This window comes from Oricola nitratireducens, assembly GCF_014904745.1.
Lineage (GTDB): Bacteria > Pseudomonadota > Alphaproteobacteria > Rhizobiales > Rhizobiaceae > Oricola > Oricola nitratireducens.
The window spans coordinates 189,198-212,443 of sequence record NZ_JACZCS010000050.1; the positions used below are offsets into that span (position 1 = coordinate 189,198).

The window sequence follows — 23,246 nt, forward strand, 5'->3', positions numbered from 1 at the left end:
AAAAGTCAAATAAGTGAGCATTCGCCCGGCAACAGGGCACCCGGCCCGCGTGGTTCTAGATAGTAAACCACCAGGCTGCCAATCCCAAAAAGGCAAAGAATCCAACGATATCGGTAACCGTCGTCACGAAAACCCCCGACGCGATCGCCGGATCCGCGCCGACACGGTCGAGCAGCAAGGGAATCAGTATCCCCGCCAGGGCGGCACATACCATGTTGACGATCATCGCCATGCCGATCACGAGGCCGAGCGAGATATTCCAGAACCAGAGCGACGCGACAACGCCGATGACCGCGGCAAAGACGATCCCGTTGATGAAGCCGACGGTCAGTTCGCGGCGAATGATGCGCGAGGCGTTGTAGATATCGAGGTCACGCGTGGCGAGCGCGCGCACGGCGACCGTCATCGTCTGTGTGCCGGCGTTGCCGCCCATGGAGGCGACGATCGGCATCAGCACCGCAAGCGCGACCATCTGCGTGATCGTGGCATCGAACAGGCCGATGACCAGTGAGGCAAGGATTGCCGTGCCAAGATTGACAAGCAACCAGAGGAAACGCGACCTGGTCGTCTCGATCACGGAGTCCGACAGTTCCTCGTCGCCGACACCACCGAGGCGCTTGAGGTCTTCTTCGGCCTCTTCCTGGATGACGTCGACCACGTCATCGATGGTCAGAACACCGACGAGGCGTTCGTTCTCGTCGACGACGGCGGCCGACAGAAGGTCGTATCGCTCGAAGATCTGGGCGGCTTCCTCCTGGTCCATCTCGGCCGGAATCGCGTGCCGCGTCTCGTGCATGATCTCCTCGACCTTGACCGGGCGCGGCGCGCGCAGAATCTGGTCGAGGTCGATCGCGCCAACGAGATGGAATGTCGGGTCGATAACGAATATCTGGGCGAAGGTGTGCGGCAGGTCCTCGCTGTCGCGCAGGTAGTCGATCGTCTGACCGACCGACCAATAAGGCGGCACGGCAACGAACTCGGTCTGCATGCGCCGGCCGGCGCTTTCTTCCGGATAATCGAGCGAACGGCGCAGCCTGATCCGTTCGGTAAACGGAAGCTTCGCCAGGATCTCCGCCTGGTCCTCCTCCTCGAGGTCCTCCAGGATGTAGACCGCATCGTCGGAATCGAGTGCCTGGACGGCGTTTGCGATCTGATCGTTCGGCAGGGCATCGATGATGTCCATCCGGATCGCTTCATCGACCTCGGTCAGGGCGGAGAAGTCGAACCGGTCGCCGAGCAGAATCACCAGTTCGCGGCGGTCCTCGCTATCGAGCGCCTCGATGACATCGCCGAGTTCGGATTCGTGCAGATTGGCGACCGCATAGGCCAGCGTCTCCACATCCTTCGAGGCGATGCACGAAATGATGTGGTCGAGAAAGTCGGCACGGATCGAGCCGTCATCGCTGTAAATGTCAGCGGTGAAAGCCTCGCTCGGCCCCTCGGTCTGTGACGTCTGCGTCTCGGTCACCGATGTGCTCCATCGCCCTGCTGCGCAGCCCCACAGTTAAACTGCTGTAATGAAAATACAATTGCCACCGGCCCCATTCATGCCGGTTTTTTCGGCGGCGCCAGTCAGACGATATCCCGCCAGGCGGGAGGCCGTTCAGAGTTTCTCGGGAACGTTGTCGATTCCGCAGGTGCCGCCGGGGCCGCAGCGCGCCACCCGTTTCAGCGTCAGCCAGCTGCCCGCGACCAGGCCATGACGGGCAATCGCCTCGTAACCGTATTCGGAACAGGTCGGGATATGCCGGCAATTGTTGCCGATGAAGCCGGACAGGGTCAGCTGGTAGAGCCGGATCAGCGATGTCCCGAGCAGCCGTCCGGGCGTTTTCGGCCATTTTCCCTGCCAGTTTCGGCTTCTCGGTGACGGGACCGTTCGATGATCGTGGCTGTGTTCCGCGCACATGGCGTCAGGCCGCGCTCGCGCGCTGTTCGGCGATCTGGTCGAGGGCATCGACGACCGCGTCGAAGACCAGCAATGTCGACGCGTGACGGGCGCGGTAGTCGCGGACCGGCATCAGATATTGCAGGTCGGCGAAACGCCCGGTCGGAGCCGGCCCATTGGATTTCAGCATCGCGATCATCTGTTCGCGCACGTCGCGCAATTCCTGCGCGCTCGCGCCGATGATGTTCTGCGCCATGATCGACGAGGACGCCTGCCCCAGCGCGCAGGCTTTCACTTCCTGGCCGTAATCGACGACCGTGTCGCCATCCATCTTCAGATCGATGGTGACCGTCGATCCGCACAGTTTCGAATGGGCCTTTGCCGAGGCGTCCGGATCGGCGAGCCGCGTCGTGCGCGGGATATTGCCCGCAAATTCCAGGATTTTCGCGTTATAGATATCGTCGATCACAATGCGCTCCGCGTTCCGTCAGCCTGTCGAAACCTGTTTCGCGGCGGTCTTGCGTTTGCAGGACCTGTTTTCCGGTCTCAAATACCATATATGTTTTACAAGTGTGCAGGAACAAGGCATATGCCGCCTGCCGTTGACCAAGAAACCGCAATTGCCGGTTTATTAATATGCCAGTGGTCCGTTTAACTCGTTCCGGCGTAATCAGACCGGAACTACGGGAGACACCTTGATGGATGCCATTGTGAGCTCTTTTCCGAAGTCACAGGAAGACGATCGCGCGACCGAAAAACGCAAGCGCCCGACGCAGGAAGAAGCCGAAGCGGCGGTTCGCACCCTCTTGCTGTGGGCCGGCGACGACCCGGAGCGCGAAGGGCTGATTGAAACCCCGCAGCGCGTGGCGAAGGCCTATCGCGAGATGTTTTCCGGCTACGACATGGATCCGCACGAAGTCCTCGGACGCACCTTCGAGGAGGTCGCCGGCTATGACGATATCGTGCTCGTCAAGGATATCGCCTTTCACTCGCATTGCGAACACCACATGGTGCCGATCATCGGCAAGGCGCATGTCGCCTATCTGCCGGACGGCCGGGTGCTCGGCCTGTCGAAGATCGCCCGCGTCGTCGATATCTTCGCCCAGCGCCTGCAGACCCAGGAATCGATCACTGCTCAGATCGCCGGCACGATCAACGATGCGTTGTCGCCGCGCGGCGTCGCCGTGATGGTGGAAGCCGAACACATGTGCATGGCGATGCGCGGCATCCGCAAGCAGGGTTCGACCACTATCACGACAACCTTCACCGGCAGTTTCAAGAACGATCCCGGCGAACAGGCGCGCTTCATCTCGATGATCCGGAGCAGCGGGGCGGCTTGATCGCCGCGCCGAGGCGGCGTAGAGCCGCCTCATGACCGACATTTCGACACAACCATTCCCACCGCCTGGCCCGAAATCCGAACTGGAAACGGGCAACCTGCTGACGCCCCGCTTCAACGCCGACGGCCTCGTGACCGCAGTCGCCGTCGATGCCGGCGACAATACGGTCGTGATGGTCGCGCACATGAATGCCGAGGCGCTTCGCCTAACGATCGAAACCGGGATCGCGCATTACTGGTCACGCTCGCGCCAGGCGATATGGAAGAAGGGCGAAACGTCCGGAAACATGCAGTCGGTCAAGGAGATCCGCGTCGATTGCGATCAGGATTGCGTTCTCCTGAAAGTCGAGACGGCGGGCGATGGCGCGAATTGCCATACCGGCCGGCACAGCTGCTTCTACCGGATTGTCGAAACCGGTCCCGACGGGCAGACCCGGCTGGTTACCGACGCGGCCGACCAGCCGCGCTTCGATCCCTCAGCCGTCTATGGCGGCGGGGCATGAAGGCGTTTACGAATTCACTGATTTGACACTAATCTGTCCCACACTCGTACATTCAACGATTGGGGGCTTGTCGACCTGTCATGCAGTTAGCCGCATTTTCCCGGCGCAAGGCCGTTGTGACCGATCCGCCCGACATGCCGGGCGATTCGCCTGCGCCGGAGCGCAAGAACGCGATCGCACTGGCGCTTGGCGGCGGCGCGGCGCGCGGTTGGGCGCATATCGGCGTCCTCTATGCGCTCGACGAAGCCGGCATCGAGATCGAGATGATTGCCGGCACGTCGATCGGCGCGCTTGTCGGCGGCTGCTATCTCGCGGGCAAACTGAACGAGCTCGAGCGCTTCGCGCGCTCCCTGAGCCGGCGGCGGATGCTTGGCCTGCTCGATATCCAGTTCGCGGGAAGCGGCCTGTTCGGCGGAACGCGTCTCAACCGCGAGTTGGAATCCCACATGCACGATGTGCAGATCGAGGATTTGCCGAAAACCTATGTCGCGGTCGCCACGGAAATCGCGACCGGCCATGAAATCTGGCTGACGCATGGCGATCTCATCGCCGCGATGCGCGCGTCCTATTCGCTTCCGGGCATTTTCGAACCGGTCGAGTGCAACGGCAAGGTGCTCGTGGACGGTGCGCTGGTCAATCCCGTCCCGGTGTCGGTCTGCCGCGCCCACGAACAGCCGCGCGTCGTCGCGGTCAATCTCAACTACGACCTTTTCGGCCGTTCCGGCGTGGTCAAGCACGGGGCGCCGCGCGCCGAAATGAACGTGCGGGCCACCGACGACAGCGCCAAGCAAACCCATCGCAAGCCGCCGTCGCATCCGGTGCGGCTCGGCATTTCGGGTGTCATGGTCGAATCCTACAATATCATCCAGGATCGCATTTCGCGGGCGCGGCTGGCGGGCGACCCGCCCGACTACTCATTGCACCCGCGGCTTTCAGATATCGGACTTGCCGATTTTCACCGCGCATCGGAAGCGATCGATCGCGGCTATGAAGCCACGATGGACCGCCTGCACGACCTGCAGCGGCTGGTCGCCCTCGTCTAAATCCGGCGGTTTTGGTCAGGCCGAGGCGATATAGGAGCGGATTTCCTCTGCTTCGCGTTCGATATCCTGAATGCGCCGCTTGACGATGTCGCCAATGGAAACGACTCCGATGAGCTTGCCGTCACGTTCCACCGGCAAATGGCGGAAACGTCCTTCCGTCATCAGTTCCATCACTTCGAGAACCGTCGATTCCTCGGTGCAGGTGCGCACCTTGGCCGTCATCAGTTCGGCGACCGGCCTGTCCAGGGCCGCCGGACCTTTATTCCATATCGCCCGGACAACATCGCGTTCCGACAGGATACCCTTGATGACCATGTCCGGCGACGCAACGATGAGCGCGCCGATATTGTGCTTTGCCAAGGCGTCGACGGCATCCATGCCGGTCGACTCCAGAGGCAACGTAAAGACAACGGTACCCTTATCGGCGAGTATTTGCTTGACCATCATGAGCGCAGCTTCCTCCTTGCTTCCCCCACCTGACAGCATGCTCTGCAAGGCGGAGTTTTGCAAGAATGGGTTACCTTTGGTCAGGCACGGCAGAGCGCCGGCGGTCGAAGATCGGGATCAGGAAGAAGCCGGCGAGGAGACCGCCGATATGCGCTTCCCAGGCTATCGGAGCCCCCTGCTGATCGAAGATGTTCAAGCCAATGACGACGTTCATGCCGATCCAGACAAGGAGAAACGGAACGACGCCGCGTGCGCGTAACGTTTCCGGGATCGACAATAGCGGGCCGTCGAACCCCCGGCGCGGATGGCGCCGGTTGGCGCGCAGGCCAAATCGGGCGGCCGCCCCCATGAAGCCCGATACCGCTCCCGACGCACCGATTACCGGGACCTGATCGCCGAAATAGACCAGGAGGTGAGCCAATGCCGCAAAAGCCGCGGTCACGACCCAAAAGGCAATACTGCGCGTCCAGCCGATACGGTAGGCCAGCGGCGACCCGAACACGGCGAGCCAGACGATATTGATCGTCAGATGAACCCAGCCGCCATGCAGGAATGCATAGGTGATCGGCGAAAAGACCGTCGGAAAATCAAGCGTCAGAATTTGCGGCGAATAACGGATCGGGAAAAAGGCGGTCTCGACCAGAAGCCAGGTATCGGCGTCGCGAGACAGAAACCCCCGCAGCACTTGCACGCCGATACAAAGGAGCGACAGCGCGACGATCGCACCATGAAGGTTGAAAACCGGTGGGCGGTGCTGCTCGAATCCCTCGGCAGGGCGCGCCGTTTGCTGCGGGTCGGTCGGGTCTGACGGTGTGGTCATGAGAGGGGCTTGAATCGCATGCCGTGATAATCGGCAAAAAAGAAGGCCATTCAAGCAAAAGCTTGAATGGCCCGGTGGGTCCCCTGCCCCATCCCCTGAATTATGCTGTGTGCTGTGGAACCGGAGGCTCCGTTGTCCAAATCTTGGCAGAGCAGCCGCCGGCCCGCAACGGAAACCATTTGTTAACCTTAATCCCGGACCGCAGTCTCAACTGGCCCGGAATCTGCGCCTTTTCCCGGCAGACGATGGAATTCCGCCCACCTGTGCCAATCCGGCACAGGAGAGCGGCGTCGGGGATGAAGGCAGGCTGGGTCATGCGCCATAAGGACACGATTGAACTATATAAATACTGGAACGAGATAAGGGCGGATCGCGACGCCCCTCTCCGTTCGGAGATCGCGCCTGCCGCGCTGGGGCGGCTGTTGCCGTCGGTCATGCTGCTGGAACGGAATGCCGGCGGCGAGATCGTTTTTCGCCTGGCCGGCACGCGACTCTGCGCATTGAGCTGCAAGGAATTGAAAGGTCGCCCTTTTTCGGGACTGTTCCGTCAGGAAGACCGCACATCGCTGATCAAGATCCTGAATGCGGTCGAGCGTGGCGATTCCGTCGTGGTGCTGGACGCGATTGCGCGCCGGCGCGACGGTGGCAGCGTACCTGCGGAGGTCGCGCTGCTGCCGCTCGTCGACGACAGGACAAGGATCCTCGGGATCGCCACAACAGCGACGACGCCATACTGGATCGGCGCGGAGGCAGCGGAACTGGAGCTTCGTGGCATTCGCTACATGGACCCGAAGGCAGACCTCGTCTTCCTGCAAAGCCGGCCATCCGTGCCTGTCCGGCAACGCTTCGGGGATAGCGGCCGCCCTTCCGTGAACGGGCTTCACGTGCTGAGCGGCATGGGATTATCCGCTCCGAAAAGGGTGCTACGCGCGTTCCGCGTCCTCGACGGCGGCAAGAAGTAATCGATAGGGCAATTCGCGCTATAAAACGGGCGGCGAAATCGACGGACCAATAACCGCCCGTTAACCAGCCGAGCCCTATGCTCCGTGCATATTTCAGACCAACCGGACTGACCGCAGATGCTCGGCGCACAGCAAACAGATTACGAACACGACCGCCGCCAGTACCAAAGGGTCAAGGTACTGCTGCATGGGCGGCTGATGCTGTCCGATCGTTCCGAACACCGATGCCAGGTCACCGACATGTCGCCGGGCAGCGCCTTTCTGGCCACCGAGGGCGCGGCGCAGATCGGCGAGCGCGTCATCGCCTATGTCGATCACATTGGCCGTATCGAGGGCGTCGTCTCCCGAATCATGCCGGAAGGTTTCGCGCTCGAGCTCAATACGACGCCGCGTAAAAAGGCCAAACTCGCCGCACAGCTGACATGGCTCGCCAACAAGCATGAGCTCGATCTGCCGGAAGATCGCCGCCACGAGCGCATCGCACCGCGCAATCCGGCGGGCGTGCTGTCACTCGAAGACGGCCGTCAATACCGTTGCCGCATCATCGACCTTTCGCTCTCCGGTGCAGCCGTCGAGATCGGTGTTCGGCCGGCCATCGGCACACAGGTCACGCTCGGGAACATGCGCGGCCAGGTCGTGCGCCATTTCGACGACGGTATCGCAGTCGAATTTGCGGTCGTTCAACGGCGCGAATCTCTCAAGCAATATCTCGGCTAAGGTCATCTCTCCGGGTTTCGGACAAAAGCGCCTCGTGCAAACGGGGTGCTTTTTTTGGGCATCCATTTGCCGGGCCGGAGATAACGCGTGTGGGCCACGCGCTGCGCGCCTACCCGGATTTCCGGAAAATTTTAGAAAACTTCCATTCAAATTCTATTCAAGTATGTATAGTCTTTTCGAATATTTATACTCTGTCTTGCATTAAATCTACTGCTCGCATTTCGCTATAACTAAAATATTGCGTGCCATGATCGCCTCCATTGGGGAGACGATGGCATGCGAAAATTCAAGAAATATACGCATTCTGTTTTAACCGGACTGGCGGCATCGGCCTTGATGGCAAGCACCGCATCTGCCGCCACACCGATGAAGGTCGGCCGCTATACGAGCCAGCCGATCGGGCATTACGAATTCTGCCAGAAGGTTCCCGACGAGTGCCGCGCGACGGGAAATAATGTGGAACCCGACCGCCTGACCGAAGCGTCCTGGAGGACGATGGTCCGGATCAATGCCGTGGTCAACGCCACGATCACGCCGCGCACCGACATGCAGATGTGGGGCCGCGAGGAAATCTGGTCCTATCCGGTCAAGTATGGCGACTGCGAAGACTATGTACTGCTGAAGCGCCACGACCTGATCGCGGCCGGCTTCAAGCCCTCCAATCTGCTGATCACCGTGGTGCTCCAGCCCAATGGCGACGGCCATGCGGTGCTGACCGTGCGGACGGATCACGGCGACTTCATTCTCGACAATCTCGTCGGCGCGGTCATGGACTGGCGCGACACCCGGTATCACTACCTCAAGCGGCAATCCACGAGTAACGCCGGCAAGTGGGTCGATATCATCGACGAACGCAACAGCGTCGCCCAGGTGCGGTAGGCGTTCAGGAGAAATTCAGGTCCCCGGTCGAGTCCCCAAACCATCCCATCCCCAACGACCGGGTCACAGGAGCCGGCCATCCCTGATGGCCGGCTCTTCTGTTTGGGAAGATATCAATCCGGTTGCCGCGTCAGCCCGGCAGCGAATCGCTTCGCGTTCTCAACATAATGCTCGGCCGATTCCCGCAGCGCCGCGATAGCCTTGTCGTCGAGGCTGCGCACGGCTCGTGCCGGCGTGCCGATGATCAGGCTGCCGTCGGGAAATTCCTTGCCTTCCGTTACCAGAGCGCCTGCGCCTACGAGGCAGTTATTACCGATACGGGCGCCGTTCAGGACGATCGCCCCGATGCCTATCAGGCTGTTGTCGCCAATCGTGCAGCCATGCAGCATGGCCCGGTGACCGATCGTGCAGCCTTCGCCGATATCGAGCGGAAAGCCCATGTCGGTGTGCATGACACAATGTTCCTGCACGTTCGTGCGCGCGCCGATAGTTATGCGTTCATTGTCGCCGCGCAAGACGCAACCGAACCAGACACCGCTGTCCTCGCCGAGCGTCACCTTGCCGATCACGCTGGCGTCCGCGGCGACGAAAGCCGGTCCTCCGCCTTTAGTTTCCGGCGTTGCGCCATCAAGTTCATAGAGTGCCATTTCGATACAATTCCGGTTTGACAGGATCACCGGACGAAAGTGCCTGCTGAGCGCGTGTCCTACAAGACCGCGCGGGCGCTTTCCACGGCGAGTACGCCAAGCGCGCCCGTCCAGACCAGGATGAGAAACGTAAACACGAGGGTGTTGCGCAGCGATTGCGCCACGTTGACCGGCTCGGCCGTTTCAAGAGCGCGAACAAGCAGGACAGGCCCTGCCCCACAAAAAACGGCGAAGGCAGCGGCCATGCCGATTTCGTCCAGGGTTTCGCGGTTGAAGCCCGGCGTGAAGCCGATCACCGCGCGAACAAGATGGAACAGCGCCATCGCAACCGCCGCTCCCGTGACAAAAACCATGAACGCAACCATCGAACCCACCCCCGATTTACCAAATGTTTACCAAACGCGTATCGAGTGATGCACATTCGATGCCAGAAAATCTGTGCCAAACCGGGCCAGTGCGACGGAAAAATGCCAGCAGCCACAGCAAGCGCCGACGAACGGTTCGATATCAGGAAAGGTCTCCCCGGCCTGGCCATCCGGCTTTTCATCGGCTTCGGGATTCTCGCCTTTCTCTCGGTCGCCATCCTGATCGCCGGAAAGCTTTATGGCCGCTCGCTGGTCCGCGCCGGCCACACCTCGTCAACCGAGCATTTCGAGATCGCGATCGGCAATGATTCCCTTTCGGTGCCGGCGAACACGATCCGCAAGCAGGAACAGCGCCACACGGGCGCGGAGAATCGGATCGACCTCTATCTGTATTGGCCGACGCTTTCGGGATTTCGGGACGATCTCGCCACGGCATTCAACGATGTCGAACCGAAGACGAACTCGATCATCTTCATCTCGATCATGCCGCGGGCGACCACGCGGGACATGGCCGGCCGGTTCGACCCCGTCTACAGGAACGTGATGACGGGGGCGGCGACTGACCTCGATCGCGGCCTGAAGGCGATCGCGCTGTCCCAGGAACATGGATATATCAACGAGCGTCTGGTCTACAGCGCGCCGGATCTGCGCACGGGAAGGCGTTTCGTCGTGCGATGCCAGGACGTAGACGCCACGTCACAGGTCATTCTCGCGCCTTGCGAAACGGACATCCATTTCGGCGAGACACTGACGGCGCAGATCCGCTTCCCGGAGAGGCTTCTGGGCGATTGGCAGAAGCTCAACACGGCACTGCCCGCCTTCCTCGACGGGCTGCTGATCAAGACGGGCGGCTGATCTAGTCTTCGAGGTCGATGTCCAGGATGGACATGGACAGGTCATAGGAAACCTCGCCCTCGTCCTCGATTCGCGTAACGATCCCGAGAAATTCATCGCCGACATAGAGCTCGACCGAATCGGCGATCCGCGGGCGCGGTTTGACCGCAAGAGACGCATTTCCGAAGGTTTTCTGGAAAAAACGCGTAAGTTTCGTCACTTCTTCGGATGTCACGGACAGGCTCCCTGTTTGCGATTATCGTTTGCGTCCTGTGGGCGATGGCAAAACATGATTGGCGCGCGAGCGCAAGCCCGCGACCCCATTCCGCATCGTTTTGAATGATTGCCGCGCGTCAGTCGGATTCGAGCAGCTGATCCATCGCGCGTGACGGCTCGCTGCAGCCGGATCCGCCGACGACGCGCGCCGGCACGCCCGCAACGGTCATCGACGGCGGCACGTCCTTCAGCACAACGGAACCGGCGGCGACCTTGCTGCAATTGCCGATCCTGATATTGCCCAGGATTTTCGAACCCGCGCCGATCAAAACGCCATCTCCGATCTTGGGATGGCGATCGCTGCCTTCCTTGCCGGTACCGCCGAGCGTCACCGAGTGAAGGATGGAGACGTTGTCGCCGATCACCGCGGTTTCCCCGACGACCAATCCGGTGGCGTGATCGAGGAAGATGCCCTTGCCTATGCGCGCGACCGGATTGATATCGGTCTGGAAGACGGCGGACGACCGGCTCTGCAGATAGAGCGCGAAATCGAGACGCCCCTGCTTGAGAAGCCAGTGGGCCAGACGGTGGGTCTGGATCGCGTGAAATCCCTTGAAATAGAGCAGCGGCTCGATGAACCGCGTGCATGCCGGATCGCGGTCATAGACCGCCTGCATGTCGACGCGCACGATTTCGCTCCACGAAGGATCGTCGTGCAGCATGGAGCGGAACGACTGCCGCAGGAGGTCGGCGCCAAGGTCCGGGTGGTCGAGCCGTTCGGAAATCCGGTGAATGACCGCCTCTTCCAGCGTCGGCTGGTTCAGGACGGTCGACAGCATGAAGGCGCCAAGCGCACGATCCTTGGCAATGGCTGCTTCGGCATCTTCGCGGACGGCATGCCAGATAGGATCGAGCGCTTCGACCTGTTTCGGCGATGCATAATTGCGTTGCTGTGCCATGCTGGTCTCCAACATCGGGATCTTGTTCGCTTGTAGATAGCGCATTCGCGCCCCGTTTTAAACGAAGCGCAGTCAATTCTTCGTCAAAAATACTGATTCAGAGGTTAAGCCCGGCTTGAAAGAAACTCGAGCACCGCCTGCTTGAAGACACGGTCGCCGACCGCCAGCATGTGGTCCCGGCCGGGAATGTCCACCACCCGGGCATGTGGCATGAGTGCCGCGAGTTGCTGCGGCGATCCGGCTATATCGTCCTTGGTGCCGACAGCGATGAGCGTGGGCGCTTCGATTTGCGCCACCTGGTCCGGCGTCAGCTTCACGCGCGACGACCTGATACAGGCGGCCAGCGCGACGCGGTCGCTGCCGGTCTGCTCGGCGAACATCCGGAACGCACGGGCGCGCTGGTCGGTGACCAGATCGAGGGAATCCGCGAGCAACCCCTCGGCGATCCCTTCCCAACCGCCGACGCCCTCGACCATACCGATGCCAAGCCCGCCGAAAACGAGCGAGCGCACGGTCTGCGGCGCCGCCAGCGCCATGAAGGCGGAAATGCGCGCGCCCATGGAATAGCCCATGACATGGGCGTCCGGAATCCCGAGATGCTCGAGGAGCGCTACCGCGTCGCCGGCCATTTTGTCCGGCGTGTAGGCTTCGGAGTCATGCGGCTTGTCGCTGTCGCCATGACCGCGATTGTCGATCGCGATCACGCGGTATCCGGCATCGCCAAGCGTCTTCAGCCAGCCGGGACCGATCCAGTTCACGGTCTTGCTGGAGGCAAAACCGTGGATCAGCAGGACCGGCTCGCCGGAAGGATCGCCCTCGTCGAAATAAGCGAGGTTCAATGTGTCGTGTTGGAAACTGGGCATGGCGCGCTCGGTCTTCGGATGTGCTCAAGATGTGTCAATTTTGGTGCCGACTGGCTACCAATTCCGTTGCCAAGACGCTAGTGTGCAGTGCCGAAACGGCCGGTTATCCGGCTGCAAGACAAGACATTTGAAACAGGATTTACCGATGGCAGGCCACGCAACGCCCCATTTCCAGAACGACGCCGGACATGCCCGCATCGAAATCGGCGTCAAGGAGTTCATGTGCGTCGGGGCCAATCCGCCGTTCGATCACCCGCATGTGTTTCTCGACATGGGCGACGAGAACGAGAAGGTATGCCCCTATTGCTCGACGCTCTATGTCTACAACGACAAGCTGGGCGCCGAAGAAACCCTGCCAGAAGGCTGCCTGCTCGAAGCCGCACGCTCGGTTGCGTAACGGGAACGGCTTGAATCGCAGAATCCCGGGCACCGGTGACCGATAAACCCCATATTCTGATCGCCGGCGCGGGTATTGCCGGTTTGACCGCGGCGTTGGCGCTCGCGCGCAAGGGGCTGGCGGTCACGATCGCAGACACTTTCGAGGAGCCGTCGGAAGTCGGCGCCGGCCTGCAGGTCGCACCGAATGCCAGCCGCATCCTGCGCTCGCTCGGCGTGCTCGAAACGCTCGCCGAGAAAGCGGTCGTGCCGAGCTCCATACGCCTCGGCGATGCGACGACCGGCCGGATCCTGCTGGATATGGCGATCACGACGGCCTGGCTGGACCGCATGGGCGCGCCTTACCTGACGGCCCACCGTGCCAGCCTGCACGGAGTGCTCTATCAGGCGGCAATCGCCGATCCTTCCATCACGCTGCTGACCGGCCACAAATTCGTCAAAGCCGACCAGGACAGCACCGGCATAACGGCACATCTGGAGACCGCAAACGGCGAAACCGAAATCTCGGCCGACATCCTGATCGGCGCGGACGGCATCTGGTCAAAAGTGCGTACATCGGTCCCGGGTGCGGCCGAGCCGAAGCCGACCGGCCGGATCGCGTGGCGCGCGATCGGACCAGCCTCGGCGAGTGACGCCAACAAGGTCTCCGCATGGATGGCTCCCGACAGCCACCTTGTCACCTATCCGGTACGCAATTCCGAGACACTCAATATCGTCGCGATCACGCATGGCCGACTCGGAGCCGAGGACTGGGCTCAAAATCCCGATCAGGCGGCGCTGGCACATCTGCTCGAAATGGCGCGCAACGTGGCCGAGCTGGGCGCGATCGACAAGGCAAGCTGGACAACATGGCCTCTCAGTACCGTCGACCCTTCCGGTCCGTGGTACAGCGGACGCGTGCTGCTGATCGGTGACGCGGCGCACGGGATGGAACCGTTTGCGGCCCAGGGTGCGGCGATGGCGATCGAGGACGGCTACGGCGCCGGCCTCAGCATCGCTGCCAATCCCGGCGACCCGGCTGCCGCATTCGCGCGCTACCGGGCGCTACGCCTCGACAGGATCCTGCGCGTCGCCAAACGCACGGCGTTCAATCGCTGGACCTACCACCAGAGCGGCGCAGGGCGGCTTGCCCGCAACATGTTCTTCTCGATGCGTTCGGCGGAGGCTTTCTTCGCCGATCTCGACTGGCTCTACGGCTACCGTATGCCCGAATAAAAAAGCCGGCCCATGGCCGGCTTTTTCAACGGTGATTTGCCGCCTAGTGCAGGATCTGGCTGAGAAACAGCTTGGTACGCTCGTGCTGCGGATTGTCGAAAAACTCATCCGGCTCGTTCTGCTCTACGATCTGGCCTTGATCCATGAAGATGACGCGGTTGGCGACCTGGCGCGCAAATCCCATCTCGTGGGTCACACAGATCATCGTCATGCCTTCCTCGGCGAGACCGACCATCGTGTCGAGCACCTCCTTGATCATTTCGGGATCGAGCGCCGACGTGGGTTCGTCGAACAGCATGATGCGCGGGTTCATACACAGTGAGCGGGCGATGGCCACGCGTTGCTGCTGACCGCCGGAGAGCTGGCCGGGATATTTGTTGGCCTGCTCCGGTATCTTGACGCGCTCGAGGAAGTGCATCGCGCGCTCATCGGCTTCCTTCTTCGGCATCTTGCGCACCCAGATCGGCGCCAGCGTGCAATTTTCCAGGATCGTCAGATGCGGGAAAAGATTGAAGTGCTGGAAAACCATCCCGACTTCGCGGCGCACCTCGTCGATCTTTTTCAGATCGTTCGTCAGTTCGATGCCGTCGACGATGATCTTGCCCTTCTGGTGCTCTTCGAGCCGGTTGATGCAACGGATCATGGTCGACTTTCCGGACCCCGAGGGACCGGCGATGACGATACGTTCGCCGCGCATGACCTTCAGGTTTATGTCGCGCAAGACGTGAAAATCGCCGTACCACTTGTGCATATCGATGATCTCGATCGCCACGTCTGTGTCGGAAACCGTCATTTTGGACCGATCGGCGCGAATTTCCTCGGCAGTGACAGCGTTTTCAGAAGCCATGTTTTTTGATCCTTACCGTTTGTGTCCGGTGTCGAGCTTTCGCTCCATGAATTGCGAGTAGCGCGACATGGAGAAGCAGAAGATGAAGTAGATGAACGCCGCGAAGAAGTAGCCAGTCAACGACTGGACCGGCGACGACCAGGCCGGATCCGAATAGGACGACTGAATCTGGCCGAGGAAATCGAACAGGCCGATGATCAGGACAAGGGTGGTGTCCTTGAACAGCGCGATGAACGAGTTGACGATGCCCGGGATCACCAGTTTCAGCGCCTGCGGCAGAATGATCTTGCGCATCATCTGGGTCCAGTTGAGGCCAAGTGCCATCGCGCCTTCGTACTGCCCCTTCGGAAGGGCCTGGATACCACCGCGTACGACCTCCGCCATATAGGCGGAAGAGAACAGCGCCACGCCGATCAGCGCACGCAGCAGTTTATCGAACGAAACGCCCTCGGGCAGGAACAGCGGCAACATCACCGAGGACATGAACAGCACGGTGATCAGAGGCACCCCGCGCCAGAATTCGATGAAAACGATCGAGGCGAAACGGACGATCGGCATGGCCGAGCGACGACCGAGCGCGAGCGCGATGCCGATCGGAAGCGACGCCACGATACCGGTCAACGCGATGACCATCGTCACCAGCAGACCACCCCATCTACTGGTTCCGACCGGCCGAAGCCCGAAATCGAAACCGAGAATGAACAGGAGCACCGCGAGAGCAACAAACAGGAGGCCGGCCGAGCGGAGTCCCGGCATCGGATCGGATTCCGACAATTTGGCGAAGGCAAATACCACGGCAAGAACGAGAACGGCGGCGATAAGAAGCGGCACGTAAAGCCCACCGACCGCGAAATGGCCGCCGGTCAGCAGGATCAGCGTCGCCACCGGGAAGACGATCGCCATGAACACGATGTTCTCACGCTTGAACGGCGCCGCAGGGATGAGCAGCGGGACCAGTCCGCCGAAGAACATCACGGCGACGACATTGACCCGCCACTGTTCGGCGTCCGGATAACGGCCGTAGACGAACTGGTTGGTATAGGCGCCGACATAGGCCCAGCAGGCCCCGAACCATCCGTCGGGCTGCATGCCGCCCTGGGCTTGCGTCGCGCAAGCGGCACGGTCGGCGCCGGTCCACACGGCGTCGGTGAACAGGAACTCGACCATCGGCGGTATGATTACGTACAGGATGTACAGGCAAAGAAGCGTCAGGAGCGTGTAGGGAATCGACGAAAACAGGCTTTCGCGCAGCCAAGCGACAATGCCCCTCGACGTCGACGGAGCGGGCTGTTCGGAAAGCATGTCATGGCGAACATAGGCGATACCTGCTGTATGGGGCCGGTCACTCATTGTCTTACCTCTCCACCAGCGCCACGCGGCTGTTGTACCAGTTCATGAACGCCGACGTCAGCAGCGATATCGTCAGGTAAGTAAGCATCGTCAGGGAGATGATCTCGACTGCCTGTCCGGTCTGGTTGAGCGCGGTACCGGCAAAGACCGAAGTCAGTTCCGGATAGGCAATCGCAACTGCGAGCGACGAATTCTTGGTCAGGTTCAGATACTGGTTGGTCAGCGGCGGGATGATGATCCGAAGCGCCTGCGGAATGATGACCAGGCGCAATGTCGGTCCGCTGCGAAGGCCGAGCGCATGGGCGGCTTCGGTTTGTCCCTTGCTGACCGCCAGGATTCCAGCGCGAACGATTTCCGCTATATAGGTGGCGGTGTAGGTTGAAAGCGCCACCAGCATCGCGATGTATTCCGGGATGATGGTCATGCCGCCTTTCGGGCGGAAGCCACCCGCAACGGGCACATCCCAGGTCAGCGGCGCGCCGGCTGCGAGGAACACGATGACCGGAAGTAAGACGATCACGGCAAATCCGACCCAGAATGCCGGGAAGATCTGACCCGTCGCCATCTGGCGCGCCCTCGCCCAGCGCCCGATGCCCCACGCGATGACGCAGGCCGCTATGAAGGCGTAGAGCGTGTAGATCGCGCCGTCGCCCCAGACCGGTTTCGGGGCGAAATAGCCACGATTGTTCAACAGGCCGAAGAAACCGAAGTCGAGGCCGTCACGCGGTTGCGGGAGGAGCCGCAGAACGCCGAAATACCAGATGAAAATCTGCAGAAGCAGCGGAATATTGCGCAGGCTTTCCACATAGACCGCGGCAAGCCGGCTCACCATCCAGTTTTTCGACAGCCGCGCCACGCCAATCAGAAAGCCGATGATCGTCGCCAGGATTACGCCGATGACGGCGACGACGAGCGTATTGATAAGACCGACAAGATAGACGCGGCCATAGGTTGATGACGCCTGGTTGTATTCGATCAGCGACTGGCTGATCGCAAAGCCGGCATTGTTGTTGAGAAACGCCCACCCCGACGCGATGCCGGCAGCCTGCAGGTTCGCGTTCATGTTTTTCCAGCCGGAATAGGCCAGATAGGCGACCACCACGGCGAGTACTACCTGGAACAGCCAGCCACGGATTTCCGGATTGTTGAGGAGAGCGACTTTCGGCGCACTGTCGTCGTGTGCGCTTCCAGGTCCATTCGGTGTCACATCGGTAACAGCCATATCGCTTTTCACCTGTTCGTCGTGACGGGCATGTCATTCCAGGCGCCGGTTTCCGGCAGGATGCGGCCGATATCCTGAAATGGCATTCCCGCACGGGGAAAGGAACTCACCCGGCCGAAGAACAGCCGGGTGAGATTGAACCATCCGATTATCGGACCGGCGGTCCGTACTGCAGACCACCCTTCGACCACAGCGCGTTGATACCGCGCGCGATGCCGAGCGGCGTATCCGGGCCGACATTGCGGTTGAAGATTTCGCCGTAATTGCCGACCGCCTTGATGATGTTGGCAGCCCAGTCATTGGAAAGGCCGATGCCGGCGCCGAATTCACCTTCGGTGCCGAGCAGACGCTTAGCGGCCGGGTTGTCGCCGGCTGCCATCTCGTCGACATTGGCCTGGGTAATGCCGAGTTCTTCTGCATTGACCGTCGCGATATGGGCCCATTTCACGATGTTGAACCATTGGTCATCCCCTTGGCGGACGACCGGGCCAAGCGGCTCTTTCGAGATGATTTCCGGCAGGACCTTGTGCTCGCCCGGGTTGGTCAGCTTCAGGCGCTGCGCATAGAGGCCCGACTGGTCGGTGGTGTAAACGTCGCAGCGGCCGGCATCATAGGCGGCGACAACCTCATCCGACTTTTCGAAGGCAACCAGCTCGTATTCCATGTTGTTGGCACGGAAATAGTCGGCCACGTTCAATTCGGTGGTCGTGCCCGTGTTGGTGCAGATCGATGCGCCGGAAAGCTCGAGCGCCGAATTGATGTTCATCGAGGTGCGGATCATGAAGCCCTGGCCGTCATAGTAGTTGACGCCAGCGAAGTTCAGGCCGAGCTGTGTGTCGCGGCTCATGGTCCAGGTAGTATTGCGCGACAAAAGATCGATTTCGCCCGACTGCAAGGCGGTAAAGCGTTCCTTGGCCGAAAGCGGCGTGAACTTCACAGCGTCGCCATTGCCGAAGATCGCCGCCGCGACCGCGCGGCAAAGATCGACGTCCATGCCGGACCAGTTGCCGTTGGCGTCCGGATTGGAGAAGCCCGGGAGCCCCTGGCTCACGCCGCACTGAACAAATCCCTTTGCTTTCACGTCATCAAGCGTCGCTGCGGAGGCGGCAGCAGAACCGGCAATCGCCAGTGTCACTACGCCCAGAACGCCGGTCAGCATCAGTTTTTTCATCGAGTTCAACCTCTTCGTTGCTCACGTTACATCAGACGGGCATGAGCATCGGCTCCGGGCGTCATCAAAATGACATCCGCAAAGCAGCGTTTCGACATGAAACGCCACCGACGCCTCCCTCCACACGGCAAGACAAAGCCAATTTACCAGCACCGTCAAGGGCGAATGACACAATTGTGCCGTAATGAATGAGGGCTTCCCACAGCGCTTTGAATGGCGGATGCACCGACGGCACCCGACGGCCGTCTGAGCTTCATGCGCGTATGGTTCGTGGAAAGGTGACAGTTCCGGAGCCGCATTCACCGATATTTGCTGCTGTCCGGGCAAGCAACGCCGAGGACAGAATGACGACGAATTCAATCCGACAGAAGGTGCGGCCCGAACGCCGGTAAAAACCTTGACGGTTTCTCGAAAGGGCTAACGATTGAGCCGGGGAAACAGCCCGTCGCCATCGAAACTGAAAACCGCGCGGCGGCGCGCCAGCCAGCGCGCCATGGCGAGCGTCATGAGCGCTCCGATCGAAAAGCCCGCCACGACGTCCGAAGGATAGTGCGCGCCGGCGGGAATGCGCGCGCAGGCGAGAACGAACATTCCGGCGGAAAGCGGCCATTTCGCGCGCGGATGCCAGAGCATCAAGAGCACGGCAAGCGCACCGGCCGTTGCGGCATGGCCTGACGGAAAACTCTGGAAGGCGTGATTGAATTCGAAGGGCGAAAAGCCGTAGACGCCGAACTGCTCCACCATGCGGGGACGCGCCCTGCCGACAAACTGCTTGATGATGTTGACCGTGATCCCGGACAACGAAACGGCCGCGAAAATGAAGGCGGCGCGGCCATAGGCCGTCAGCAGCGCGCGCCGGGAAGCGGTGCGGATATCGCGCCAGTCCATGAGCCCGATAATGGCAATGATGATGATGGCGGGAATGATGTACCAGCCCGACTTCATGCTGTCGGTGACGTCGCGCAGAAACTGCAGCGCGACATTCGGGGGCGGTCCGGCGAAGGGCTTGAAATACGGATCGAACACGGCGGCAAGCGCGGTCATAAACACCGCGGTCGCGGCAATCTTCCACATTCGCGCCGTCCATGTCGGCGGCACGCCATCAGCGACCGGGCGCGAGAGGCGGAAAAACAGGCGCCGCGTCGTCGCCGCGCCGCGTCCATACGTTCCCCGAACGGAGCGAACGATTCCGGACGCCGCGTTTGAAATCTTCGGCACATTCTGGTTTGGCGAATTCATCGAAAGCGGTTTTCTCGCTGTTGTCAGAGGCGAGTAACGCCTTCCTTGAGTTTGCGCAAGAAATCGGTCAGGCATGCGTCACGCAACAACCGAGGAGTGCTCCGAATGAACGTCCCGCCGGGCAAGAAGAAAATCGGCATCAACACACAACTCGCCCATGGCGGATACGATCCGCGGGACTATCACGGCTTCGTCAATCCGCCGGTCGTCCACGCCTCGACCGTGCTGTTTCCCGACGCGCAGACCATGAAGACGCGCAACCAGAAATACACCTACGGCACGCGCGGCACGCCGACCTCGGACGCGCTCTGCGCGGCGGTCGACGCGCTGGAAGGCAGCGCCGGGACGATTGCCGTGCCGTCGGGGCTCGCCGCGGTCACGGTTCCGCTGCTGGCATTTCTGTCGGCGGGCGACCACGCGCTATTCGTCGATTCGATCTATTTCCCGACGCGACGGTTTGCCGATTCCATGCTGACCCGGCTCGGCGTCGAGGTGGAGTATTACCCGCCCGAGATGGGCGAGGACATCGCCAGTCTCATCAAGCCCAATACCAGGGTCGTCTTCATGGAAGCGCCCGGCTCCAACACGTTCGAAATGCAGGACGTGCCGGCCATCGTAGCGGCGGCGCGCGCCGCGGGAGCCGTCACGATGCTGGACAACACCTGGGCGACGCCCCTCTATTTCAAACCCCTGGACCACGGCGTCGATATCTCGATCCACGCGGCGACGAAATATCCGGGCGGGCATTCCGATGTCCTGCTTGGCACGGTTTCCGCCAATGAGCGCTGCTGGGAGCGTTTGTGGGATACCTACCTGACGCTCGGGACATGCGCCGGGCCGGATGATGTCTACCAGGTCTTGCGCGGCCTGCGCACCATGGGCGTGCGGCTGGAAAAACATCAGGCGTCGGCGCTCGAAATCGCCAGTTGGCTCGAGACGCAGCCGGGCGTGAAATCGGTGCTTCACCCGGCATTGGAGAGCCATCCCGGCCATGCGATCTGGAAGCGTGACTTCCGCGGCGCCAGCGGGCTTTTTTCCTTCGTCATGGACGGCGGCGGCGAGCCGCAGGCGCACGCGTTCCTCGACGCGCTCGAAATTTTCGGCCTGGGAGCGTCATGGGGCGGTTACGAGAGCCTCGCCGTCCATGTCAGTCTCGGCGACCGGACGGTTTCGGCGCGCGATTATGGCGGCCCGGTCATAAGGCTGCAGATCGGGCTGGAGGACACGTCCGACCTGATGGAGGATATCGCCAGGGGGCTCGTCGCCGCGTCACGGGCATAGCGGTCCGATTGGCGCTTGCGGCAGGACGGCCTCGAACGGCGTCACACAGGTTCCCGCCGGGGCCGGCTGATTGCGAACTCCCGACTGGAGAAGACATCGGCCAGCGAGGGCTCCTCTTCCGGCCGCTCGACGAGATTGAGCCCGGAATGGAGATCGACGATGTGGCTTTTCATGATCTCCTCGGCGGCGTTTGCGTCGTGTCTGGCGAACGCTTCGAGAAGGGCGTGATGCGAATGGCTTTCGCAGGTCGTGTCCGGCCGCTGCCAGTAAAGCGCGATGATCAGGGACGACCGCGACACCAGCGAATGCAGGATTTGCGTCAGAACCTTCTGGTCGGCGATTTCGGCGATCGCCGTGTGGAATGTGCCGGAAAGCGATAGCGCGAGCCCCATGTCGCCGCGCTTCATCGCCTCGTGCTCAGCGGCGATGTGCCGGTTCAGTCTCTCGAGCTGGCTTTCGGTGATCGCCTTGGCCGCCATCCGGGAAATGCGCGGCTCGATCAGGCCGCGCGCCTCGAAGACCTCGTGCGCCTCGCGGATCGTCGGGCGCGAAACGAAAGCGCCGCGATTGCGTTCGATCGTCACCAGCCCGCCATGGGCCAGCGCCTGCAAGGCGGTGCGTGCGACGGTGCGGCTGACGCCGAATGTCTCGCCGACCTCGTCCTCCGCCAGCTTCATGCCCGGGCGGATGCGGTGGCGCAGAATTGCCGATTCCAGCTGGTGGCAGATATCCAGGGCCCGTCCAGGCGGGAGGGAGTAGGATCCGTTCAGGTCACCCGTTACGTTTTGCATCTTATCCTCGAGAACCGGTCCGGGCCGGATGAACCGGTCGATTTGAGATACGCCCAGTCGACGATTCAATCAATGCCGAAATCGTATACAAAATTTGTGCACTCTGTATCCGAACTGCCTAAAAATTGATCGCACAACCTCCGAGAGAATCCTCCTGAAGTCCTTTTTCCGTTTAGTATCAAATAGATGATAACTCTTTCGAGACTGGCACGGTGATTGCAAAGCTTTGCGCATATCCGCGTGGAGCTTCACTATGTCCCAGCCGTCGGCGCTAGAACTTGTCCATCTGACGAAACGCTATGGCGACACGGTCGCCGTCGACACGATCAACCAGAAAATTCCCGGCGGAACCTATACCTGCCTGCTCGGCCCGTCGGGCTGCGGCAAGTCCTCGACGCTGCGGATGATCGCGGGACACGAGACGACCTCATCGGGCGACATCCTTCTCGGCGGCAAGAACGTCACCGATCTTCCGCCGGCGAAACGCGGAACGGCGATGATGTTCCAGAGCTACGCGCTGTTTCCTCATCTCAGCGTTGTCGACAATGTCGCCTTCAGCCTGAAGATGAAGGGCGTCGACAAGGCGGCGCGCCATGCAAAGGCGCGTGAACTCCTCGCCCTTGTCGACATGACGACTTATGGCGACAGGCTTCCCGCACAATTATCCGGCGGCCAGCAGCAGCGCGTCGCGCTGGCGCGCGCGTTGATCACCGAGCCTTCGATCCTGCTTCTCGACGAGCCCCTGTCGGCGCTCGACCCGTTCCTGCGTCTTCGCATGCGCACGGAACTGAAACGCCTGCAGCGCGAACTCGGCATTTCCTTCATCCACGTGACGCACAGCCAGGACGAGGCGCTCGCGCTCGCCGACCACATCATTGTCATGAATGGAGGCCGGATCGAGCAGGACGGGCCACCACAAACGGTGTTCGACGCCCCGCGCACGGAATTCGTCGCGCGCTTCATCGGCGGCCACAACATCGTCGGCGCGGAAAGCGGAAAGCTCGCCGTTCGCGCCGACCGCATTCAGCTGTCGCGCAATAAGCCCGAGGCAAGGGCGCTGACCGCGGTGGTGCAAGCGATCGAATATCTCGGCACCAGCGTCAATGTCGCCGTCGAGGCGCCGGACACCGGCGAACTGAACGTCACCGTCGGCGACACGGCATTTTTCGCCAATCCATTAGAAATCGGCCAGTCCGTCTTCCTGTCGTGGAAGCCGGAGGACGCCCACGCGCTTGCGGCCTGAACCGCAAAAGGC

At 61.2% G+C, this 23,246-nt stretch carries 27 protein-coding genes; 11 read left to right on the forward strand and 16 right to left on the reverse strand.

Features of this window, described 5'->3' with window-relative positions; genetic code table 11:
* Positions 1–55 precede the first annotated feature (55 nt).
* The 3 genes from mgtE to IG169_RS21475 all read right to left on the reverse strand — a co-directional run bounded on the left by mgtE (position 56) and on the right by IG169_RS21475 (position 2,354).
* Positions 56–1,468 carry a magnesium transporter gene (gene mgtE / locus IG169_RS21465; RefSeq protein WP_193178307.1) on the reverse strand — a complete coding sequence of 471 codons (1,413 nt, stop codon included), beginning with the start codon at positions 1,466–1,468 and terminating at the stop codon, positions 56–58.
* A gap of 135 nt (positions 1,469–1,603) precedes the next feature.
* Positions 1,604–1,906, reverse strand: coding sequence for a membrane protein insertion efficiency factor YidD (gene yidD, locus IG169_RS21470; protein WP_193178308.1), 303 nt, complete (start codon positions 1,904–1,906; stop codon positions 1,604–1,606).
* A gap of 4 nt (positions 1,907–1,910) precedes the next feature.
* Positions 1,911–2,354 (reverse strand): iron-sulfur cluster assembly scaffold protein, encoded by a 444-nt coding sequence (locus IG169_RS21475; protein ID WP_193178309.1) that lies wholly within the window; start codon positions 2,352–2,354, stop codon positions 1,911–1,913.
* A gap of 229 nt (positions 2,355–2,583) precedes the next feature.
* Between IG169_RS21475 and folE the strand changes: the two genes are divergently transcribed.
* From folE to IG169_RS21490, 3 genes are all read left to right on the forward strand, one after another.
* The gene (folE, locus tag IG169_RS21480) at positions 2,584–3,225 is read left to right on the forward strand and encodes a GTP cyclohydrolase I FolE (RefSeq protein WP_193178310.1); all 642 of its coding nucleotides are present in this window, start codon (positions 2,584–2,586) and stop codon (positions 3,223–3,225) included.
* Between the two features lie 31 nt (positions 3,226–3,256).
* Positions 3,257–3,727 (forward strand): phosphoribosyl-AMP cyclohydrolase, encoded by a 471-nt coding sequence (gene hisI / locus IG169_RS21485; RefSeq protein WP_193178311.1) that lies wholly within the window; start codon positions 3,257–3,259, stop codon positions 3,725–3,727.
* An 80-nt stretch (positions 3,728–3,807) separates the two neighbouring features.
* Positions 3,808–4,770 (forward strand): patatin-like phospholipase family protein, encoded by a 963-nt coding sequence (locus IG169_RS21490; protein ID WP_193178312.1) that lies wholly within the window; start codon positions 3,808–3,810, stop codon positions 4,768–4,770.
* A gap of 15 nt (positions 4,771–4,785) precedes the next feature.
* On the opposite strand, the gene IG169_RS21495 is transcribed toward IG169_RS21490, so the two are convergent.
* Entirely contained in the window at positions 4,786–5,217 is a 432-nt protein-coding gene (locus tag IG169_RS21495) for a CBS domain-containing protein (RefSeq protein WP_193178313.1), read from the reverse strand.
* A gap of 70 nt (positions 5,218–5,287) precedes the next feature.
* Positions 5,288–6,091, reverse strand: a complete 804-nt coding sequence (locus IG169_RS21500) for a rhomboid family intramembrane serine protease (protein WP_246717492.1) — start codon at positions 6,089–6,091, stop codon at positions 5,288–5,290.
* 89 nt (positions 6,092–6,180) lie between these two features.
* On the opposite strand from IG169_RS21500, the gene IG169_RS21505 reads away from it, so the two are divergent.
* From IG169_RS21505 to IG169_RS21515, 3 genes are all read left to right on the forward strand, one after another.
* A complete protein-coding gene (locus tag IG169_RS21505) occupies positions 6,181–6,999 on the forward strand; it encodes a PAS domain-containing protein (RefSeq protein WP_193178314.1) in 819 nt (272 codons plus the stop codon).
* Between the two features lie 117 nt (positions 7,000–7,116).
* Positions 7,117–7,716 carry a PilZ domain-containing protein gene (locus tag IG169_RS21510; protein ID WP_193178315.1) on the forward strand — a complete coding sequence of 200 codons (600 nt, stop codon included), beginning with the start codon at positions 7,117–7,119 and terminating at the stop codon, positions 7,714–7,716.
* Positions 7,717–7,992: 276 nt separating this feature from the next.
* Entirely contained in the window at positions 7,993–8,595 is a 603-nt protein-coding gene (locus IG169_RS21515; protein WP_193178316.1) for a transglutaminase-like cysteine peptidase, read from the forward strand.
* Between the two features lie 113 nt (positions 8,596–8,708).
* On the opposite strand, the gene IG169_RS21520 is transcribed toward IG169_RS21515, so the two are convergent.
* Positions 8,709–9,242 (reverse strand): gamma carbonic anhydrase family protein, encoded by a 534-nt coding sequence (locus tag IG169_RS21520; RefSeq protein WP_193178317.1) that lies wholly within the window; start codon positions 9,240–9,242, stop codon positions 8,709–8,711.
* Between the two features lie 59 nt (positions 9,243–9,301).
* Positions 9,302–9,565 (reverse strand): hypothetical protein, encoded by a 264-nt coding sequence (locus IG169_RS21525; RefSeq protein WP_193178318.1) that lies wholly within the window; start codon positions 9,563–9,565, stop codon positions 9,302–9,304.
* 144 nt (positions 9,566–9,709) lie between these two features.
* Between IG169_RS21525 and IG169_RS21530 the strand changes: the two genes are divergently transcribed.
* On the forward strand, positions 9,710–10,462 hold the full coding sequence (locus IG169_RS21530; RefSeq protein ID WP_193178319.1) for a hypothetical protein: 753 nt from the start codon (positions 9,710–9,712) through the stop codon (positions 10,460–10,462).
* 1 nt (position 10,463) lies between these two features.
* Here the strand turns inward: IG169_RS21530 and IG169_RS21535 are convergent, their stop codons facing one another.
* From IG169_RS21535 to IG169_RS21545, 3 genes are all read right to left on the reverse strand, one after another.
* Positions 10,464–10,676, reverse strand: a complete 213-nt coding sequence (locus IG169_RS21535) for a DUF3126 family protein (RefSeq protein WP_193178320.1) — start codon at positions 10,674–10,676, stop codon at positions 10,464–10,466.
* A 118-nt stretch (positions 10,677–10,794) separates the two neighbouring features.
* The gene (gene cysE / locus IG169_RS21540; RefSeq protein WP_193178321.1) at positions 10,795–11,616 is read right to left on the reverse strand and encodes a serine O-acetyltransferase; all 822 of its coding nucleotides are present in this window, start codon (positions 11,614–11,616) and stop codon (positions 10,795–10,797) included.
* A gap of 104 nt (positions 11,617–11,720) precedes the next feature.
* Positions 11,721–12,479 carry an alpha/beta fold hydrolase gene (locus IG169_RS21545; protein ID WP_193178322.1) on the reverse strand — a complete coding sequence of 253 codons (759 nt, stop codon included), beginning with the start codon at positions 12,477–12,479 and terminating at the stop codon, positions 11,721–11,723.
* Positions 12,480–12,624: 145 nt separating this feature from the next.
* On the opposite strand from IG169_RS21545, the gene IG169_RS21550 reads away from it, so the two are divergent.
* Together IG169_RS21550 and IG169_RS21555 are read left to right on the forward strand one after the other, a co-directional pair.
* On the forward strand, positions 12,625–12,876 hold the full coding sequence (locus tag IG169_RS21550) for a zinc-finger domain-containing protein (RefSeq protein ID WP_193178323.1): 252 nt from the start codon (positions 12,625–12,627) through the stop codon (positions 12,874–12,876).
* A gap of 35 nt (positions 12,877–12,911) precedes the next feature.
* Entirely contained in the window at positions 12,912–14,090 is a 1,179-nt protein-coding gene (locus IG169_RS21555; protein WP_193178324.1) for an FAD-dependent monooxygenase, read from the forward strand.
* A 43-nt stretch (positions 14,091–14,133) separates the two neighbouring features.
* Here the strand turns inward: IG169_RS21555 and IG169_RS21560 are convergent, their stop codons facing one another.
* The 5 genes from IG169_RS21560 to IG169_RS21580 all read right to left on the reverse strand — a co-directional run bounded on the left by IG169_RS21560 (position 14,134) and on the right by IG169_RS21580 (position 19,754).
* Positions 14,134–14,937, reverse strand: a complete 804-nt coding sequence (locus tag IG169_RS21560; RefSeq protein ID WP_281435954.1) for an amino acid ABC transporter ATP-binding protein — start codon at positions 14,935–14,937, stop codon at positions 14,134–14,136.
* Positions 14,938–14,949: 12 nt separating this feature from the next.
* Positions 14,950–16,287: an amino acid ABC transporter permease gene (locus tag IG169_RS21565; protein ID WP_193178325.1), complete on the reverse strand. Its 1,338-nt coding sequence runs from the start codon at positions 16,285–16,287 to the stop codon at positions 14,950–14,952.
* A gap of 4 nt (positions 16,288–16,291) precedes the next feature.
* Complete coding sequence (locus tag IG169_RS21570) at positions 16,292–17,509, reverse strand: amino acid ABC transporter permease (RefSeq protein WP_193178326.1); 1,218 nt, start codon at positions 17,507–17,509, stop codon at positions 16,292–16,294.
* A gap of 148 nt (positions 17,510–17,657) precedes the next feature.
* Complete coding sequence (locus tag IG169_RS21575) at positions 17,658–18,680, reverse strand: amino acid ABC transporter substrate-binding protein (RefSeq protein ID WP_193178327.1); 1,023 nt, start codon at positions 18,678–18,680, stop codon at positions 17,658–17,660.
* Positions 18,681–19,097: 417 nt separating this feature from the next.
* Entirely contained in the window at positions 19,098–19,754 is a 657-nt protein-coding gene (locus IG169_RS21580) for a phosphatase PAP2 family protein (protein WP_193178328.1), read from the reverse strand.
* A gap of 270 nt (positions 19,755–20,024) precedes the next feature.
* Between IG169_RS21580 and IG169_RS21585 the strand changes: the two genes are divergently transcribed.
* Positions 20,025–21,200 carry a cystathionine beta-lyase gene (locus IG169_RS21585; RefSeq protein WP_193178329.1) on the forward strand — a complete coding sequence of 392 codons (1,176 nt, stop codon included), beginning with the start codon at positions 20,025–20,027 and terminating at the stop codon, positions 21,198–21,200.
* Positions 21,201–21,241: 41 nt separating this feature from the next.
* Here IG169_RS21585 and IG169_RS21590 read toward each other — a convergent pair whose 3' ends face one another.
* Positions 21,242–21,991 carry a GntR family transcriptional regulator gene (locus IG169_RS21590; RefSeq protein WP_193178330.1) on the reverse strand — a complete coding sequence of 250 codons (750 nt, stop codon included), beginning with the start codon at positions 21,989–21,991 and terminating at the stop codon, positions 21,242–21,244.
* 253 nt (positions 21,992–22,244) lie between these two features.
* Between IG169_RS21590 and IG169_RS21595 the strand changes: the two genes are divergently transcribed.
* Complete coding sequence (locus IG169_RS21595) at positions 22,245–23,234, forward strand: ABC transporter ATP-binding protein (RefSeq protein ID WP_193178331.1); 990 nt, start codon at positions 22,245–22,247, stop codon at positions 23,232–23,234.
* The last annotated feature ends 12 nt before the right edge of the window (positions 23,235–23,246 follow it).

Excerpts from the sequence above, each read along its gene's own strand:
- IG169_RS21530 (WP_193178319.1), top strand. The coding sequence starts at position 9,710 with ATGCCAGCAGCCACAGCAAGCGCCGACGAACGGTTCGATATCAGGAAA.
- IG169_RS21595 (WP_193178331.1), top strand. The coding sequence starts at position 22,245 with ATGTCCCAGCCGTCGGCGCTAGAACTTGTCCATCTGACGAAACGCTAT.
- IG169_RS21585 (WP_193178329.1), top strand. The coding sequence starts at position 20,025 with ATGAACGTCCCGCCGGGCAAGAAGAAAATCGGCATCAACACACAACTC.
- cysE (WP_193178321.1), bottom strand. The coding sequence starts at position 11,616 with ATGGCACAGCAACGCAATTATGCATCGCCGAAACAGGTCGAAGCGCTC.
- IG169_RS21575 (WP_193178327.1), bottom strand. The coding sequence starts at position 18,680 with ATGAAAAAACTGATGCTGACCGGCGTTCTGGGCGTAGTGACACTGGCG.
- IG169_RS21495 (WP_193178313.1), bottom strand. The coding sequence starts at position 5,217 with ATGATGGTCAAGCAAATACTCGCCGATAAGGGTACCGTTGTCTTTACG.
- IG169_RS21490 (WP_193178312.1), top strand. The coding sequence starts at position 3,808 with ATGCAGTTAGCCGCATTTTCCCGGCGCAAGGCCGTTGTGACCGATCCG.
- yidD (WP_193178308.1), bottom strand. The coding sequence starts at position 1,906 with ATGTGCGCGGAACACAGCCACGATCATCGAACGGTCCCGTCACCGAGA.
- IG169_RS21580 (WP_193178328.1), bottom strand. The coding sequence starts at position 19,754 with ATGTGGAAGATTGCCGCGACCGCGGTGTTTATGACCGCGCTTGCCGCC.
- IG169_RS21515 (WP_193178316.1), top strand. The coding sequence starts at position 7,993 with ATGCGAAAATTCAAGAAATATACGCATTCTGTTTTAACCGGACTGGCG.
- IG169_RS21510 (WP_193178315.1), top strand. The coding sequence starts at position 7,117 with ATGCTCGGCGCACAGCAAACAGATTACGAACACGACCGCCGCCAGTAC.
- IG169_RS21545 (WP_193178322.1), bottom strand. The coding sequence starts at position 12,479 with ATGCCCAGTTTCCAACACGACACATTGAACCTCGCTTATTTCGACGAG.
- folE (WP_193178310.1), top strand. The coding sequence starts at position 2,584 with ATGGATGCCATTGTGAGCTCTTTTCCGAAGTCACAGGAAGACGATCGC.
- IG169_RS21525 (WP_193178318.1), bottom strand. The coding sequence starts at position 9,565 with ATGGCGCTGTTCCATCTTGTTCGCGCGGTGATCGGCTTCACGCCGGGC.
- IG169_RS21570 (WP_193178326.1), bottom strand. The coding sequence starts at position 17,509 with ATGGCTGTTACCGATGTGACACCGAATGGACCTGGAAGCGCACACGAC.
- IG169_RS21560 (WP_281435954.1), bottom strand. The coding sequence starts at position 14,937 with ATGGCTTCTGAAAACGCTGTCACTGCCGAGGAAATTCGCGCCGATCGG.
- IG169_RS21590 (WP_193178330.1), bottom strand. The coding sequence starts at position 21,991 with ATGCAAAACGTAACGGGTGACCTGAACGGATCCTACTCCCTCCCGCCT.
- IG169_RS21550 (WP_193178323.1), top strand. The coding sequence starts at position 12,625 with ATGGCAGGCCACGCAACGCCCCATTTCCAGAACGACGCCGGACATGCC.
- hisI (WP_193178311.1), top strand. The coding sequence starts at position 3,257 with ATGACCGACATTTCGACACAACCATTCCCACCGCCTGGCCCGAAATCC.
- IG169_RS21520 (WP_193178317.1), bottom strand. The coding sequence starts at position 9,242 with ATGGCACTCTATGAACTTGATGGCGCAACGCCGGAAACTAAAGGCGGA.
- IG169_RS21565 (WP_193178325.1), bottom strand. The coding sequence starts at position 16,287 with ATGAGTGACCGGCCCCATACAGCAGGTATCGCCTATGTTCGCCATGAC.